The organism is Pseudarthrobacter sp. KH_020_B, from assembly GCF_057840185.1.
The window spans coordinates 421040-437921 of record NZ_CM174506.1; the positions used below are offsets into that span (position 1 = coordinate 421040).

Sequence of the window (16882 nt, forward strand, 5' to 3'; positions counted from 1 at the left end):
CGCCGAAAGGCGGGGCGGGGAACTTGGCTTTGTACGCTAGATTTAGGCACCGCCCACAACCGAAGGGTCTGGAATGACCGCCACCCCCCTGAATAGTTCCCAGGGCGCAGGCCGCGCCGGGGATAAGATCTTTTCCGGCGCCGCACTGACCGCCGGGTGCCTCATCCTCGCCGTCCTGTTCGGCGTGGCCCTGTTCCTTGTTGTCCAGGCCATTCCGGCGCTCACCGCCCCGGCCGCCGAGATCCAGGGCGGCGAAGGCTTCTTCGCCTACATCTGGCCGATCGTTATCGGCACCCTCATTGCAGCCGTGATCGCACTGGTGATCGCAACACCCATCGCCATTGGCGTGGCCCTGTTCATCTCGCACTTCGCCCCGCGCGGACTCGCGTCCGGCCTTGGCTACGTGGTGGACCTCCTGGCCGCCATCCCGTCAGTGGTTTACGGTGCCTGGGGCGCGGCGTTCCTTGCCAAGGAAATCTCCCCCGCCTACAACTGGCTGGCTGAGAACATGGGCTGGCTGCCCATCTTCCAGGGCCCCGCCTCCGCCACCGGCAAAACCATCCTGACCGCCGGCATTGTGCTCGCGGTAATGGTTCTGCCCATCATCACGTCCCTGAGCCGTGAAATCTTCCTCCAGACGCCCAAGCTCCACGAGGAAGCTGCCCTGGCCCTCGGCGCCACGCGCTGGGAAATGATCAAGATGTCGGTCCTGCCGTTCGCCCGCCCGGGGATCATCAGCGCCGTCATGCTGGGCCTGGGCCGTGCGCTTGGCGAGACTATGGCCGTGGCCCTGGTCCTGTCCTCGGGCGCCCTGACCGCCAGCCTGATCACGTCCGGCAACCAGACCATCGCCGCGGAAATCGCGCTGAACTTCCCCGAAGCCAGCGGCCTGAAGGTCAGCACGCTCATCGCCGCAGGCCTGGTCCTGTTTGTGATCACGCTTGCCGTGAACATGATCGCCCGCTGGATCATCACCCGGCACAAAGAATTCTCGGGAGCCAACTAAATGTCCTCCACCCTTACCCCCGTGCGCAGTAAACGTTCAGCCCTCACCAAAGGCCAGCTGCCCAAGTACGCGCCGTACGTTGTCCTGGGACTCGCGCTCATCGTGGGCGCGGCAATCCTGGCACTGATCGGGTTCAACGCCTTTGGCTGGGGCATCGTCTCGGCCATCCTCTTCGCTGCCGGCCTGGTGGGCTGGAGCGCCGCCGTGGAAGGCTCCCGCAAAGCCAAGGACAAGCTGGCCACCTGCTTAGTGGTGGGCTCGTTCCTGGTCGCGCTGCTCCCGCTGATCTCCGTGATCTGGACGGTGCTGGTCAACGGCGTTCCCGGCCTGATCGCCCCGGGTTTCCTCACCACCTCCATGAACGGCGTCACGGGCGTCTACGACAACAGGGCCGTCGAAGAGGGCGCCCCCGTTATCGGCGGCATCTACCACGCCCTGATGGGCACCATCCAGATCACGCTGGTAGCCACCGTGATCTCCGTGCCGGTCGGCCTGCTGACCGCCATTTACCTGGTGGAGTACGGCCACGACGGCCGTTTGGCCCGCGCCATCACGTTCTTTGTGGACGTTATGACCGGCATCCCGTCCATCGTGGCCGGCCTGTTCGCCGCAGCGTTCTTCTTCGCCGTGGTGGGGCCCGGCACCAAAACCGGTGCCGTCGCCGCCGTCGCGCTTTCGGTCCTGATGATCCCCGTGGTGGTGCGTTCCAGCGAGGAAATGCTCAAGATCGTCCCCAACGAACTGCGCGAAGCGGCGTACGCGCTGGGTGTGCGGAAGTGGCGCACCATCCTCAAGGTGGTTATCCCGACGGCGATCTCCGGCATCGCGTCCGGCGTTACCTTGGCGATCGCCCGCGTGATCGGTGAGACCGCGCCCATCCTGGTCACCGCCGGGTTTGCCACCAGCATCAACAGCAACGTGTTCGGCGGCTGGATGGCATCGCTGCCCACGTTTATCTACACCCAGATCCTGAACCCCACCTCACCGGCCAACCCGGACCCGTCCTCGCAGCGGGCCTGGGGCGCCGCCCTGGTGCTGATCATCCTGGTAATGGTGCTGAACCTTGGCGCCCGGCTGATCGCCAGGATCTTTGCCCCCAAGACCGGCCGTTGAAATTTTTTTCAGCAGGCCATTCCGGTCCTCGCGGCCAAACCCTAGACTTCAATCCGTACCCCAGCAAGTGAAGGAACACCATGTCTAAGCGCATCGACGTCAAAGACCTGAACGTGTACTACGGCGATTTTCTGGCCGTGGAGGATGTCAGCATCCACATCGAGGCAAAATCCGTAACGGCCTTCATCGGTCCCTCAGGCTGTGGCAAGTCCACGTTCCTGCGCACCCTGAACCGCATGCACGAGGTTCTGCCCGGCGCCCGCGTCGAAGGCGAAGTCCTGATGGACGGCGACAACCTCTACGGCCCCGGCGTGGACCCCGTGACGGTGCGTTCGCAGATCGGCATGGTCTTCCAGCGGCCCAACCCGTTCCCCACCATGTCCATCCGCGACAACGTGCTGGCCGGCGTGAAGCTGAACAACAAGAAGATCTCCAAGGGCGAGGCCGATGTCCTGGTGGAAAGGTCACTCCAGGGCGCCAACCTCTGGAACGAGGTCAAGGACCGCCTGGAGAAGCCCGGATCCGGCCTGTCAGGCGGCCAGCAGCAGCGCCTCTGCATCGCCCGTGCCATTGCCGTGGAACCGCAGGTGATCCTCATGGACGAGCCGTGCTCGGCGCTGGACCCGATCTCCACGCTGGCCATCGAGGACCTCATCAACGATCTCAAGGACCAGTACACCGTGGTGATCGTGACCCACAACATGCAGCAGGCCGCCCGCGTTTCGGAAAAGACGGCGTTCTTCAACATCGCCGGTACCGGCAAGCCGGGCAAGCTGATCGAATACGGCAACACCCAGACCATCTTCAACAACCCCACCGTGAAGGCCACAGAAGACTACGTCTCCGGCCGCTTCGGATAGTCCCCAGCCGCTCCCCAGGCTCGCAAGCTCGCCCGGGGACCCCTGCGGCTGTGGGCCCACCCGCCGGCTCCCAGCCCTCGCCGGCGTGGGACCACCCACCGGCAAATACGCATCGATTGCTCCGGCAGCGCCCTTTTGACAGCTCAGAAGGGCGGGGTGGGGACAATCGATGCTGTGTTTATGGCTTACGCTCAGCCCGGCAGCGGTGACAACGCCAGGGCCAGCACGAAGGCCCCGGCCGCGGCTGCCGCGGGCGTCAGGACCCATAGCGCCAGGATCTGCATGACCAGCTTCCGGTTGGTTACCGCGAAGGGTTGGTTCTCGCCGGCACCCAGGACGGATGATGTCACGGTGTGCGTCGTGGAGAGTGGCAAATGCAGCGCGATCGCCCCGAGAAACAGCATCACGCCGCTGAAGGTCAGGGCCACGGAGCCCCGCAACGGGTCCACCCTGGTGATCTTGTAGCCGATGGTGTGGGAGATCCGCCAGCCACCAAAAAGTGTTCCGGCCGCGATCATCACGGCGGAGACCAGCGCCACCCACAGGGGGATGCTCTCGCCGTCGGAGTAGCCCGCCGCGAGCAGGGCAAGGAGCAGCACGGCGCCCACCCGCTGGCCGTCCTGCAGGCCGTGGCCGAAGGCCACGGCGCCGGCCGCGATGGCCTGGCTGCGCCGGAACCGCTGGTTGATGACGTTGGGTTGGGCATACCTCGCCGCCCAGGTCACCGGGAAAACCAGCAGGTACGCGCCGATGTAGGCAACCGCGGGCGAAAGCAGCAGCGGCAGGGCAACCTGGAGCAGCAGGGACCGGTCAGCGCCGCCCACTCCCGCCCCGCCCACGGCCAGGCTTGCGAGCCCGGCCCCGGCCAGCCCGCCCACCAGGGCGTGGGTGGAGGACGCCGGGATGCCCCGCCACCACATGAGCAACCCCCAGGCGCTGGCGCTGGCAAGCCCCGCCAGCAGAATGCTGAGGCCGCTTGCCCCTTCCGGCAGGCTGATCCAGGTGCGGGCGACGGCGACCGCCGCGGTAGCGCTGAGTAGGGCCCCCAGAAAGTTGAACAGGGCGGCCAGCAGCACGGCCACGCTGGGGGTGAGCGCCCTGGTACGGACGGCGAGAGCCACGGACGCGGAGACATCCCGGAAGCCGTTGAGGAAGGCAAACACCGCGGTCATCAGGACCACAGCGCCGAAAATCACGACCGTCACGTCATGATTCCTTGACGATGATGCTGCCTACCTGCGTGGCAATGCGCCGCATGTCCTTGGTGACTTCCACCAGCTGGTTGGCGACGTCGCGGTTACGGGAGTACTGCGCCCACTTCATGTCCTGGATCATGTCTGCCACCCAGATCCGGTGTACCCTTTCCGCGCGTTTGGCCAGCCGCAGGATCTCGATCCAGTAGTCCTCGAGGTCGTCCAGGTTGTTGAGCCGGCGCATGGCGTCCACGGTGAGCTCGGCCTGCCGGCTGATGATCTCGAGCTGGTCGGCGGCCCGCCGCGGCAGGCGGTCCAGCTGGTACAGGGACACAAGTTCCGCGGCGCCGTCCAGTTTCTCGAGGGCTTCGTTGAGGTAGCGGGACAGTGCGTACATGTCTTCGCGGGGGAGCGGGTTCACAAAGCTCGTGCGCATGTGGGTGAGCAAGGCAAAGTGCAGCTCGGCGGACCTGGCCTCGTGGTTGTGCATGTCGTCCACGAGCTTGGCATGCTCGGAGGCAGGGACGCCCAGGATCTCTGCCATGGTGGCGCTGGCATGCACAATTTGCTGGGCCATCTGGGACAGCAGGGTCAGCCCTGCGGGCTCCTGGGGAAAAAGGCGCAGCTTCACGTTGGGTTACCGGTCTCCGGGGATGTACAGGGGTCGGGGGCCGCCCACTTGTGACTTGACGCAGGCCAGCAGCTGTGTCGATTCTACCGGCCCGTTCCCGAGGCCTGTAGACAGGCATAAAAATGGTGCCGAACCGGATACGCCTCTCGGCGGTAGGCCGCTCTAGGCGGCTAATTGTTGAAGCCCGGGGGTTTCGCGGCTCGACACCAGTTTCAGTGTTCTACGTTGCTTGGCCCAAGTCAACATTGACAGATCGGCGCCGGTGGTTCAGTCGAGCTCGCCCAAGCGCCAGGCATTTGCCGCATGTTCAAGGTCCTCGGCCGTCTTCACGAGCTGGTGCGAGTTGCGCGTGAGCTTGCTCGCGTGGGCCTCGTTGCCGTGCTCGGCGCCGTCGGCGATCGTCGCCTGGCCCAGCGCCACAACGCGGCAGAACGCGGCCGAACGTTCCAGCGCGACGTCGAACTCGCCGTCGAACGCGCCGGAGAGAATGGCGTCAGCCAGGGCCCGCATTTCCTCGGCTCCTGGCGGTTCAGCGGCGCCGGCCACCACGTGGGAGACCTGCGCGGTGTCCTTGCCCGCGCGGAAGTACACGGAGATCCGTTCCGGGTCCTGGACAGTGGCGGCGCGCAGGGCGTAAAGCCGCCAGAGGGCGCCGGGAAGCGAACGCGCCGGGCTTTCCGCCCACATCTCCGCGATGGCCTCCAGTCCCTGCTCGTCCGTCAGTTTGACCAGGCGTTCGGTGATGACGGGATCGTCGCTGTCGCGTCCGTGGCGCACCAGTGCCTGGGCAGCGAGGTGGGCGGCCTCGGACACGCGTGCGGGATCCGGGCCGCCTGCGAACGGCTCAAAGTCGATGGGGGCGAACGGCTTGGGCTTGTGATGCCGGTTGGCTCCGCCGTAGTGACTGGGTGCTGCTTGTTCGCTCATGCCCCCACGCTACTCCTGTGCCGCGCGGGAAATCGAGTGCTGTTCGTTGCCAGGACGGACCTCGCCGGCGCCGGTGACGCTGAGCGGAATCCGGAAAGTACGACGGCGGAACGCGCCTGCGTGCCAAAGCCGCCCCGTGTTTGGGGTAAAGTATTTTACGTCCAGAAATGGACTGGGCTGATCGGTCGTTTGACCATCGGCTGGGGCCTTTAGCTCAGTTGGTAGAGCATCGGACTTTTAATCCGTGGGTCGTGGGTTCGATCCCCACAGGGCCCACCCACGTCGCAGGTCAGAGGCATATTGCCACTGACCTGCTTGTGTTTTAAGCTCCAGAGGACAACGCTGCTACCGGTGATGTGACTCAGGCGGTCTCGCAGGTAAACATACGTGGACCTGAGGTCCCGGCGAGCCTATTGCTCGAAATGAGTGTCCGGCGCGCCGCCCGGCAGGTTCGCCAGGATGCCCTCAGCCACCTTGCGGAGCTTGATGTTCCGGTGGCTGGACGCCTTGGAGATGATGGCAATTGCGTCGTTGTAGGAACACCTGTTCTGCGCCATGATGATGCCGCACGCAATGTCGATGGATGTCCGGCTTTCCAAGGCGGACTGCAGATCCGATGCCCTGGTGCTGGCCGACTCCAGCTCAAGGGCAAGCCTGAGGCCGCGGGATGCGAGGTCAGTGAAGCTGCGTGCCTCGGAGATCAGGTGCAGCGGAAACGCATGCGGGCTGGTTGCGAAGAAGGCGAGGGCGGCCTCGGTGCCCTCGCCCAAGGAAAGCCGCAGACCCAGGGCACTGTCGAACCCGGAGTTCTGGAGGTGCGGCCTGTAGTATCCCCACCGGAAATCGGAGGCAACATGGTTCATGGCCGCGGTGCCTGTGCCGGTGAGGGCTTCGGTCAGGGGGCCTTCGCCGACCTCATTTTCCAGCCGGGCCAATGCTGCGGTCTGCGTGCCGGTTCCTGCGGTGGCTCTGGCCCGCCTGACCCGGTTCAGGACCACGGCACATTCGATGGGGACACCCGCGAGCCGGCTCATTGTGGCCCCCGCGAGGTGGACCAGGATTTCCAGCGAGTCAGACAGATCCTTCGAACCGGTGACCAAGTCGGGGATAAGCCCGTCGACCCCGACCATCCCGATGGTGACAGCTTTCGCTGCCGGTTCCGTGACCGGACGGTCGCCGGGTGCCGGATTGGGTCTGCGGTCCGGGGTTGCTGCCAGCCCGGGATGAGGGACCACATGCTGGCTGGTGTGTTGGGCCGGATGAGCGGGCGCCGGCCGCCTGCCCGCCGACGCGTGTGACTGGGAAGCCTCCGAACGGGAAAACTTCACGTCCGCCTCCCGCCGGGGCACCGGGAGCTGACTGGAAGCGTTGAATGAATGTGCACAGTGGAGGACAGAGGGCCGGCGACGGCTGGGGGAGAGGCCTTGGTCTCGAAGACCTCCTCGTCGCCGGCCCCGCATACTTCCCGAACCCCTTGGAACGGGAAAACGCGGCTGCGGTGTCCTGTATTCATCCTGCTCACAACCCCTAGTGAGACATCGAGCCCAGTGCGATTGGCGAGTCTTAACTCTTTAGTCGAAGGTAGTTCTGGCATGGTCCCGCGCGACCGCGTAATCGGTACGTGTTTTTCAAATTAGGTAGTACTTGGTTTTGGCCGACTACTCAAATCCGAGCTGAAGAATTCCCCTCCGCCAGCGTCCCTTGACTCTCACGGCGTGAGCGCCAAGAATGGGTTTCTACAACGTTGTAAACACCGGGAATAAAGGACTGACCATGAACGCAGAAAAGACCACCGCCGGCAAGATCACCATCGATCCGGCGTTCACCGTCGGACCCGTCCGGCGACGGACGTTCGGCGCCTTCGTGGAACACCTGGGACGCTGCGTCTACACCGGCATCTTCGAGCCCGAGCACCCCCAGTCGGACGAGGACGGGTTCCGCACGGACGTCCTGGAACTGACCCGCGAACTCGGTGTTTCCACGGTCCGGTACCCTGGCGGCAACTTCGTGTCCGGGTACCGCTGGGAAGACGGCGTGGGCCCGGTTGAGCAGCGCCCGGCACGGCTGGATCTCGCCTGGCACTCCACCGATCCCAACCTCGTGGGCGTTGACGAGTTCGCCAAGTGGTCGGCCAAGGCGGGCGTTGAACCGATGATGGCGGTCAACCTGGGCACGCGCGGGACACAAGCGGCGCTGGACCTGCTCGAATACTGCAATATCGACGGCGGCACGGCCTTCTCGGACCAGCGCCAGGCCAACGGGGCCGAAAACGGCTACGGCATCAGAATGTGGTGCCTGGGCAACGAGATGGACGGCTTCTGGCAGATCGGCCACAAGAACGCCACTGAGTACGGCCGGCTGGCGGCTGACACCGCCCGTGCCATGCGGATGGTGGACCCGGACCTCGAGCTGGTGGCCTGCGGCAGTTCGGCGCCCACCATGCCCACGTTCGGCGAGTGGGAGCGGGTGGTGCTGACGGAAACGTACGACCTCGTGGACCTGATCTCCGCCCACCAGTACTTTGAGGACGCCGGTGACCTGCAGGAACACCTGGCCGCCGGGCACAAAATGGAATCCTTCATCGTGGACATCGTGAGCCATATCGACCATGTGAAGTCCGTCCGGAAATCCACGAAACAGGTCAACATCTCCTTTGACGAGTGGAACGTCTGGCACATGAGCCGCGCCGAATCGAAGGCGCCCACCGGCAAGGACTGGCCGGTGGCCCCGGTCCTGCTGGAGGACAAATACACGGTGGCGGACGCCGTCGTCGTCGGGGATCTCCTCATCACCCTGCTGCGCAACACCGACCGCGTGCACGCCGCGAGCCTTGCCCAGCTGGTCAACGTCATTGCCCCCATCATGACGGAACCGGGAGGGACGGCATGGAAGCAGACCACCTTCCACCCATTTGCCCTCACCAGCCGCCACGCCGCCGGCACGGTGCTTCAGCTCGCCATCGAGTCCCCGCTAGTCAGCGGCGGCACAACGGCGGACTTCGCCGCCCTGTCCGCGGTGGCCACGCTCGACGCCGACAACCGCGAGGCGGTCATCTTTGCCGTGAACCGCTCGGCGACGGACGCCCTGACCCTGGACGCCGCCGTCGCGGGACTCGGCAGTGTCCGCGTGGTGGAGGCGGTCACCTATGCCAACAAGGACCCGTACTGGCAGGCCACCGCGGATGATTCGACGTCGGTCCTGCCCGCCGCGAACGTGAGCGTCAAGGCCGCCGGCGGCCGGCTCACCGCAGAACTCCCGGCGGTGTCCTGGTCCATGATCCGGTTGGCCGTGGAATCCTGACCCGCGAAAACCCGAGGTCATGACGCAGGCCGCGGGAGGTGGAAAGATGAGGGCCATGGAACTGCATATCACCGGTGACCCGGTAGCCGATCAACTGCTGACCGATGACGCGTTTGCGCTGCTGACAGGCATGCTGCTGGACCAGCAGGTAACCATGGAATCCGCCTTTGCCGGGCCGGAGAAGATCCGGGCCCGGATCGGGTCCATCGCCCCGGCCGCGGTTGCCGCGTACGAACCCCAGGCGTTCGTCGAGGTGTTCAAGGAACGGCCCGCGGTGCACCGGTTCCCCGGCTCGATGGCGGGGCGCGTCCAGGCGCTCGCCGAAGCGGTCCAGCACGACTGGGACGGCGACGCGACGCTGATCTGGACCAAGGGCGATCCGGACGGCCCGGAGGTGCTGCGCCGACTGCAGGCACTGCCAGGATTCGGGGAACAGAAGGCGAAGATCTTCCTTGCGCTCCTGGGGAAGCAGCGCGGGCTGAGCGCCACCGGCTGGCGCGAGGCCGCCGGCCACTACGGCCAGGAGGATGCGTTCCTTTCGGTTGCCGATATTGTGAGCCCTGAATCGCTCGCCAAGGTGCGGGCCAGCAAGCAGGCAGCAAAGGCGGCGGCCAAGGCTGCCAAAGGCTGACCGCGGATGGCAGTGACCATGAACGATGTTGCCCGCGCCGCCGGGGTGTCGCTGAAGACCGTGTCGAACGTGCTCAACGACTACGAGTTCATCCGGCCGGCCACCCGGCAGCGGGTCCAGGACGCCATCGCCGAACTGGGCTACGAGGCGAACCTGACGGCCCGCAGCCTTCGCTCCGGGAAGACCCACATGCTGGGCCTGGTGCTGTCCGACCTCGCCGTGCCGTACTACGCGGAGCTGGCCTCCCGCGTGATGACGGCGGCGGAACGGCGCGGCTACCGGGTGCTGGTGGAACAGTCCGGCGCCCTGGAGACCAATGAACTCGGTGCCCTGCAGGGGCCGCTGCGGCAGCTGACTGACGGCCTGCTGTTTACACCACTGGTCATGGGGGCCGACGCCGTCGCCTCCCACCGCGGCACCAAACCGGTGGTGCTGCTCGGGGAGCACATTCTGGATCCCCGGCTGGATCTGGTCACCATGAGAAACCAGGACGCCGCCGAGGCCCTCACCGACCACCTGCTGGCCGGAGGCCGCCGTCGCATTGCCGTGCTTGGCGCCCGCCCCGGCGAGTCAGCAGGCTCTGCCGGGCTGCGGCTGAACGGTTACCGGAGCGCATTGGAGGCCGCCGGCGTTCCGTTTGACCCGGCCCTGGTGGCACCCGGTGAATGGCGCCGCGACGGGGGAGCAGCCGCCGTCGCCGGCCTCCTGGGGCGCAGCGTTCCGTTTGATGCCGTGTTCGGGCTGAACGACGCCCTCGCCCTGGGAGCCCTGCACGAACTGCTCGTCCGTGGCGTGAAGGTGCCCCAGGACGTGGCGGTGGTGGGCTTTGACGACATCGACGAGGCACGGTTCGCCTCGCCGTCGCTCACTACTGTGTCGCCCGGCATGGACGAGATTGCGGAACGGTCCGTCGGGTTGCTGATCGACCGGATTGACGGGCTGGAAGCGGGGGCGGACGGGGTCCACGCGGAGGCGGGCTTTGTCCTGAAAATCCGGGATTCGGCGCCCTGAGGGCTGCCGCCGGACTATCGTTGGCTGCAACAGTCTTGCGCGGGGGCGTCTTGCTTCCGTGCGTCGGCAAGCAATGTAAGTTCGGGCCCATCACACCAGACGAGGCGGACATCCATGAAGGCTCCAGACCAGCAGCACGCTCAAACTTTCGGCACGCCGGCACCGCCGGGCGATGGTGATACGGCCGGTTATGAGCCCGTGGACCAGCAGCTCCTCCAGCGTTTGGCGGACGCCCACGGCGTGGGCACCTCGTTCCACGGCTGGGACGGGCTGCCGCACAGCGTGGCCGCGGAGACGCTGACCAAGGTCCTGGCGGCGCTGGGCGTCCCGGCCCAGACGAACCAGCTGATCGAGACTGCCCTGGCCGAGGCGGATGTGGCGCCGTGGCGGCGGATGCTGCCGCCCGCCGTCGTGGTTCAGCAGGGCCAAACCGCACTGGTTCCCATCCACGTCCGGGACGGCGCCACGGCTCGACTGACGGTTGTGCTGGAGGCTGGCGCGGGGGAGCCCGTGGCCGCCGTCCAGCAGGACGCCTGGGTGCCGCCCCGGGACGTGGATGGCGTGGCCACCGGCCGGGCCACCTTCGCTGTGCCGGAGGGGTTGCCGCTGGGTTGGCACACACTGCAGGCAGAGTCCGACGGCGTCACAGCCGAGGGCGCGCTGGTGGTGGTTCCGGCGCGGCTCACCACCGCCGATTCCTTGGTGGAGCGGCGGGGTTGGGGCCTGGCCACCCAGCTCTACTCCGTGCGGTCCAAACGGTCCTGGGGGATCGGCGACTTCGCCGACCTCGCGGACCTGGCCGCGCTCAGCGGCACCCGTGGTGCGGACTATGTCCTGGTCAACCCGCTGCACGCGGCGGAACCCGTGCCGCCGGTCCAGCCCTCGCCCTACTCGCCGTCCACGCGGCGCTTCTTCAACCCGCTGTACATCCGGGTGGAGGCCATCCCGGAAATCGCCTACCTGAAGCCGCGTCGGCGCGCAACGGTGGACACGCTGCAGGAGCAGGTCCAGGCCCTGAACAAGGACGGCGAACGGCTGGACCGGAACACCGTGTACGCCGCGAAGCTCCAGGCTCTGGAGCTCCTGTACCACGCGCGGCGCTCGCCGGCGCGGCAGGCGGCGTTCGACGAGTTCTGCCGGATCTCCGGCTCCGGGCTGGATGACTTTGCGCTCTGGTCCGCCATCCGCGAAGATCTGGCACCGGACCATCCACTGTGGGCCGACCCGGACTGCGCACTGGGATCCCCTGAAGCGGAGTCACTCCGCGCGAAGCTTGCGGACAGGATCGGGTTCCACCGCTGGCTGCAGTGGATCTGTGACGAGCAGCTTGAGAACGCCCAGCAGGCGGCGCGCCGGGCGGGGATGCGACTGGGCGTGGTGCACGATCTTGCCGTGGGTGTTGACCTCAGCAGCGCCGACGCCTGGACCCTACGTGATGTCCTGACGCCCGGGATCAGCGTGGGGGCGCCGCCGGATATGTATAACCAGCTGGGCCAGGACTGGAACCAGCCGCCGTGGCATCCCGCCCGCCTGGCGGAGGCCGGTTACGCGCCGTTCCGCAACATGCTCTCCACCGTGCTCCGGCACGCAGGCGGCATCCGGGTGGACCACGTGCTGGGCCTGTTCCGCCTCTGGTGGGTGCCGGCCGGCAACTCCCCGCGCGACGGCGCCTACGTCACGTACGACCACGAAGCGCTGATCGGCATCCTGGCGTTGGAGGCCCAGCGTGCCGGCGCCGTGGTGATCGGCGAGGACCTGGGAACCTTCGAGCCGTGGGTGCGCGACTACCTCGCTGCCCGCGGCATCCTGGGCACCTCCATCCTCTGGTTCGAGAACGACGGCGATTCACCGCTGCCGCCGGAAAGGTACCGCACGCAGGCCCTCGCCAGCGTCAACACCCACGACCTGCCGCCCACCGCAGGCTACCTGGCGGGCGACCACGTGGCCCTCCGCAGCAGGCTGGGCCTCCTGGAACGCTCCGAGGCGGAAGAGCGGGCGGAGCACACGGCCACGCTGGAAAAGATGATGGGGCTGCTGCGCGAACGCGGGCTGCTGCCTGAGGGTAGCGCTTCCTCCGACGGTGCCTCTTCCTCCACCGCCGACGCCCACGGCAGCGAGGAGCGCACCATAGTGGCGCTGCACCGACTGCTGGCACAGACGCCGTCGGTCCTTCTCGGGGTGGCGCTGGTGGACGCTGTGGGGGAGCGTCGGGTGCAGAACCAGCCCGGCACCACCGAGGCGCTGTACCCGAACTGGCAGGTCCCGCTCGGTGGTCCGGACGGAAAGCCGGTGTTCATCGACGACCTTCCAGCCAACCCGCGCTTCAACGCCTTGCTGCGTGCGGTCTCGGAGGCGTTGGGGGATCCCCAATGACCGACGGGCCCGTACTCGTGGTGGGAGGCACCGGCATGCTGGGCAGCCAGGTTGCCACCGAGCTGCTCAAGCGGGGTAAGCAGGTGCGGGCGCTGGTGCGGCCTGGCTCGGATGCCGCCGTGCTCGAGGCTGCCGGGGTGGAGATCGCGCGGGGCGACATGCTGGATCCCTGGTCGCTGCTGCGGGCCATGGAAGGCGTCGACGCCGTGATCACCTCGGCCGCGGGCTACACCAGGCACCGCAAGGGGGACACCCCCAAAACCGACACGGTGGGCAACACCAACCTTGTGGAGGCAGCCAGCCGCTCGGGCGTCCGGCGGTTTGTCCTCACCAGCATCCTCACCTGCGACCAGACGCCGAAGGTTCCGCACTTCTGGCATAAGAAGCTGACCGAAGACCGGCTGGAGGAACTCGGTGTCCCGTTCGTGGCGCTTCGGCCGGGCACGTTCCTGGACCAGGTCACCCGGTTCGGCGGCGACCCGTTCCGTAAAGGGCGGCTCAGCTGGATCGGATCACCGCGGATCCCGCTGACCTTTGTCCTCACGTCCGACCTCGCCGGCTATCTTGCGGAGGCGGTTGACCTTCCGGGCCTGGAGGGCCAGCGCATCGACATCGGCTGGGACCGGCCAGTGGCCATGCAGGACGTCGCGGACATCGCGGGACGGCTCACCGGCCGGGCCCTTCGTGTCCGGTCCGTCCCCACCGGCATTGTCCGTGCTGCGGGGACAGTGCTGGCGCCGGTCAACCCCATGGCCAAGGACCTGGCCGCCATGATCGAGTGGTTCCAGACCGGCCGGTACGTCGCAGACACCGCTCTTCAGCGGCAGTTCTTCGGCGAGCCGCCAACTGCCGAGCTCGCGATCGGGCGGTTTGTCAGAGGCCTCGGGCACACGGTCCGGGGCTAGCCGCGCCGGGTGGCCAGCCCACCGCTGTCACCTTATCTGCCCCGGGTCAGCGGGTGACCTCCTCCAAGAGTTCCAGCACGTGGCGGTACTGCGCGCCGGTTGCCCGCGTCATGCCCAGTTCGCAGGTCCGGTTGCAGGAGGCGTGCGCCGCCGCGCCCATGTCCGCCACCTCCGCGGCCTGCTTTGCGGTAGCTGATGCCGTCAGCTCCGGGTGCAGCATGCCACGGTCCCCGGCGAAGGCGCAGCAGCCCCAGTTTTCCGGGACCTCCACGCGCTCAGCCACGGCACCGGCAACAGCGCCGAGGGCATCGTTGAGGCCCATCCGGGTGGATGAGCAGGTGGGGTGCAGGGCCAGGGACTCCAGCTTCCCGTGATCGGGCAGTCCGGGAAGGATCCGGTTCGCCACGAAGTCCACGGCGTCCACCATTCGCAGTGGACGCTGCCCTGCTGCCGGCGTGTCCGATTCGACGGCCTGGCGCAGGCCCTCGGTGCAGGAGGACGCGTCGCAGATGATGGGAAGCTCGCCGTCCCGGGTGGCCTCCCGGAGCGCTGCCAAGGTCTTCTCCCGCATCGTTTTTTGGCCGGCAGCCATGCCTTTGGAGGACCAGGGAGTGCCGCAGCAGAGGCCGTCGATCCCGTCCGGGACAAGCAGGGCAAGCCCGGCCCTGGCGCAGAGCTGTTCGAAGCTGTACTGGACGCCTTTCCCTTTGCTGTCCTGAGCCGTACCCGCGGGCCCGAACATGGTCCCCACGCACGCAGGGAAGTAGACAGCGTCCACTTCGCCGGCCGGCGTCGGACGCTTCCGCACCGAACCGCCGCCCGGGAGTTCGGCCGAATACAGCGGGACTGTATCTTCCCCAAGCACTGCCCGCGCGGCCTTATTGGGCGGAGCGATGGCGGCGGCAGGGAGTTTGTTGACCACTGTCAGGGCCAGCGAAGCACCCCGGGTGACGCCTTCCCAGTGCTTGGCGGCGGTATTCCAAGCGCCGTTGGCGAGCGGGCCGGCGTCGGCCTTCCGCAGTTTTTTGACGAGCGACCCGGTGTTGATGTCCACCGGGCATGCAGTCTGGCACATTCCGTCGACGGCGCAGGTGTCAACGGACTCGTACTCGTAGTCCTTTTCGAGTTCCGTGACCAACGCAGTGTCCCCTGCCAGCCGCGCGGCTTCGATGGCGCGAAGCGTGACGATCCGCTGCCGCGGGGTAAGGGTGATGTCCTTGCTGGGGCACACCGGCTCGCAGTAGCCGCAGGAGACGCAACGGTCCACTTCCTCAATTGCCAGAGCTGCCCGCGTTCCCGGGAGTCACCGGTGAACCGGGTCGGGGCGGACAGCCCGAGCCCCGGGAGAATCCCCTCGCCGATCCCTTGGTGTTCAGCCAGTTGCCCTGCGCTGCCGGCGGAGTACTCCACGAGCAGGGCGGCATGGTCCCGGAAGACCCGCGCCATCGACCTGCATGCGAACGCCCACGACGCCTCACATTTCCTCCTGATTCCGCAGGCCGTGGTCACGGCCGGGAGCGCCGTCGAGGTGGGCGGGCTGCTTCGTGCCAGCGCCGCCCAGGGCGTGCCGCTGACCTTCCGCTCCGGCGGAACCAGCCTCAGCGGCCAGGCGGTCACCGACGGCGTGCTGGTAGACGTCCGCCGCAATTTCAGGGACATCGAAGTGCTCGACGACGGCGCGCGGGTCCGCGTGCAGCCCGGCGTGACCGTGCGTGCGCTCAACGCGAGGCTCGCCCGCGGCGTCGGTGTACCAGTCATCGCCCGCGAAGAAAGTCTCCAGTGAGCGGGTGGCCTGGCTCTTGGAGGCGAAGTTCCGGGCGGCATCCTGGAACGGGAAGTCCAGCACGGCCTGCATCTGGTTGCGGGTAGTGAACTGCGAAGTGAAGGACTTGGACGTGTCGAAGACTTCGCCGAACATAAAGAACTCGTCCTTACCCTGGGCCTTGGCGTAGCTGAGCATCTCCGGGCCGAATTCCTGCCAGAACTCGTTGTTGACGTGCTTCATGGTGTCGATCCTGAAGCCGTCCACCCCGAAATCGCCGATCCAGGTCTTGTAGATCTCCTCCATGCCGTCCACCACCTTGGGGTTCTCGGTGAAGAGGTCATCCAGGCCGAAGAAGTCGCCGTAGTAGGAGTCCTCGCCTTGGAAGGTGGTGTCGCCGCGGTTGTGGTACAGCGTGGGATCGTTCAGCCAGGTGGGGACTTTCAGGTTTTGTTCGGCCGGGTCGAGAACGGGGGCGTACGGGAAGGACGTCCTGACATCAAGCTCCGGAAAATCCTTCGACCCTGCGAAGTCGCGGTCATCGAAGGCCTCGCCGTCCGCTGTCCTGTACGGGTCCGTGTCCTTGGATTTGTACGGCTCACGGGCGTCCTCTTCGTAGCCGATCACGTCCGCGGTGTGGTTGGTGATGATGTCGAAGTACACCTTCATGCCGCGCGAGTGGGCTTCGTCGATGAGGGCCTTCAACTCGCCGTTGGTGCCCAGATGGGGGTCGATCTGGGTGAAGTCGGTGATCCAGTAGCCGTGATAGCCGGCCGAATTGTCCTCGGGCTGCACCGCCTTGTTCTTGAAGCTGGGGGTGAGCCAGATGGACGTGGTGCCCAGGCCCTGGATGTAGTCGATCTTGTCCAGCAGCCCGGCCAGGTCGCCGCCGTTGTAGAAGCCCTTTTTTGTCGGGTTGAAGCCGGACACCATGGGGTCGCTGCCCAGACCGCCGTCGTCGTTGGTTGTGTCACCGTTGCTGAAGCGGTCAGCCATCACAAAGTAGAAATTCTCGTCCGTCACCGGGGCGCGGAGGGAGTGAAGGGCCGACGACGACCCCGGGTCTTTCGGGCCCGGCGCCGCGTGTGCGGGGAGAGAGGAAGTCGAAACGACCATGGCTGCGGCGAGCAGTCCCAGCCATGTTGTCATCGGGTAGTTGAGGCGTTGGAT

At 66.6% G+C, this 16882-nt stretch carries 12 protein-coding genes, 1 tRNA gene and 3 pseudogenes; 10 read left to right on the forward strand and 6 right to left on the reverse strand.

Translation table 11 applies throughout. From position 1 onward, the window contains the following. Positions 1–73: 73 nt before the first annotated feature. The 3 genes from pstC to pstB all read left to right on the forward strand — a co-directional run bounded on the left by pstC (position 74) and on the right by pstB (position 2979). Positions 74–1006 (forward strand): phosphate ABC transporter permease subunit PstC, encoded by a 933-nt coding sequence (gene pstC, locus AC3IT0_RS02035; RefSeq protein ID WP_489322164.1) that lies wholly within the window; start codon positions 74–76, stop codon positions 1004–1006. After that, the gene (gene pstA / locus AC3IT0_RS02040; RefSeq protein WP_489322165.1) at positions 1007–2119 is read left to right on the forward strand and encodes a phosphate ABC transporter permease PstA; all 1113 of its coding nucleotides are present in this window, start codon (positions 1007–1009) and stop codon (positions 2117–2119) included. Between the two features lie 80 nt (positions 2120–2199). Then, positions 2200–2979: a phosphate ABC transporter ATP-binding protein PstB gene (gene pstB, locus AC3IT0_RS02045; protein ID WP_489322166.1), complete on the forward strand. Its 780-nt coding sequence runs from the start codon at positions 2200–2202 to the stop codon at positions 2977–2979. A gap of 191 nt (positions 2980–3170) precedes the next feature. Here pstB and AC3IT0_RS02050 read toward each other — a convergent pair whose 3' ends face one another. The 3 genes from AC3IT0_RS02050 to AC3IT0_RS02060 all read right to left on the reverse strand — a co-directional run bounded on the left by AC3IT0_RS02050 (position 3171) and on the right by AC3IT0_RS02060 (position 5730). Next, entirely contained in the window at positions 3171–4184 is a 1014-nt protein-coding gene (locus AC3IT0_RS02050) for an inorganic phosphate transporter (protein WP_489322167.1), read from the reverse strand. Between the two features lies 1 nt (position 4185). Next, positions 4186–4803, reverse strand: a complete 618-nt coding sequence (locus AC3IT0_RS02055) for a DUF47 domain-containing protein (RefSeq protein WP_489322168.1) — start codon at positions 4801–4803, stop codon at positions 4186–4188. 267 nt (positions 4804–5070) lie between these two features. Continuing rightward, positions 5071–5730, reverse strand: coding sequence for a hypothetical protein (locus AC3IT0_RS02060; RefSeq protein ID WP_489322169.1), 660 nt, complete (start codon positions 5728–5730; stop codon positions 5071–5073). Positions 5731–5933: 203 nt separating this feature from the next. On the opposite strand from AC3IT0_RS02060, the gene AC3IT0_RS02065 reads away from it, so the two are divergent. Further along, positions 5934–6006, forward strand: a tRNA-Lys gene (locus AC3IT0_RS02065). Between the two features lie 134 nt (positions 6007–6140). On the opposite strand, the gene AC3IT0_RS02070 is transcribed toward AC3IT0_RS02065, so the two are convergent. Continuing rightward, entirely contained in the window at positions 6141–7058 is a 918-nt protein-coding gene (locus AC3IT0_RS02070; protein ID WP_489322170.1) for an ANTAR domain-containing protein, read from the reverse strand. A 445-nt stretch (positions 7059–7503) separates the two neighbouring features. On the opposite strand from AC3IT0_RS02070, the gene arfA reads away from it, so the two are divergent. The 5 genes from arfA to AC3IT0_RS02095 all read left to right on the forward strand — a co-directional run bounded on the left by arfA (position 7504) and on the right by AC3IT0_RS02095 (position 13950). Continuing rightward, the gene (gene arfA, locus AC3IT0_RS02075; protein ID WP_489322171.1) at positions 7504–9030 is read left to right on the forward strand and encodes an arabinosylfuranosidase ArfA; all 1527 of its coding nucleotides are present in this window, start codon (positions 7504–7506) and stop codon (positions 9028–9030) included. Between the two features lie 46 nt (positions 9031–9076). Then, the gene (locus tag AC3IT0_RS02080; RefSeq protein WP_489322172.1) at positions 9077–9661 is read left to right on the forward strand and encodes an HhH-GPD-type base excision DNA repair protein; all 585 of its coding nucleotides are present in this window, start codon (positions 9077–9079) and stop codon (positions 9659–9661) included. A gap of 6 nt (positions 9662–9667) precedes the next feature. Then, the gene (locus AC3IT0_RS02085; RefSeq protein ID WP_489322173.1) at positions 9668–10672 is read left to right on the forward strand and encodes a LacI family DNA-binding transcriptional regulator; all 1005 of its coding nucleotides are present in this window, start codon (positions 9668–9670) and stop codon (positions 10670–10672) included. Between the two features lie 114 nt (positions 10673–10786). Then, on the forward strand, positions 10787–13045 hold the full coding sequence (malQ, locus tag AC3IT0_RS02090; RefSeq protein ID WP_489322174.1) for a 4-alpha-glucanotransferase: 2259 nt from the start codon (positions 10787–10789) through the stop codon (positions 13043–13045). After that, complete coding sequence (locus AC3IT0_RS02095; protein ID WP_489322175.1) at positions 13042–13950, forward strand: SDR family oxidoreductase; 909 nt, start codon at positions 13042–13044, stop codon at positions 13948–13950. The genes malQ and AC3IT0_RS02095 overlap by 4 nt, the downstream gene beginning before the upstream one ends. A 46-nt stretch (positions 13951–13996) precedes the next feature. On the opposite strand, the pseudogene AC3IT0_RS02100 reads toward AC3IT0_RS02095, so the two are convergent. Further along, positions 13997–15223: pseudogene (locus AC3IT0_RS02100) on the reverse strand ((Fe-S)-binding protein); the annotation flags it as partial. Positions 15224–15340: 117 nt separating this feature from the next. Here AC3IT0_RS02100 and AC3IT0_RS02105 point away from each other — a divergent pair. Next, positions 15341–15688: pseudogene (locus AC3IT0_RS02105) on the forward strand (FAD-binding oxidoreductase); the annotation flags it as partial. Here AC3IT0_RS02105 and AC3IT0_RS02110 read toward each other — a convergent pair. Beyond that, a pseudogene (locus tag AC3IT0_RS02110) lies at positions 15689–16861 on the reverse strand (alpha-amylase family glycosyl hydrolase); the annotation flags it as partial. Between the last annotated feature and the right edge of the window lie 21 nt (positions 16862–16882).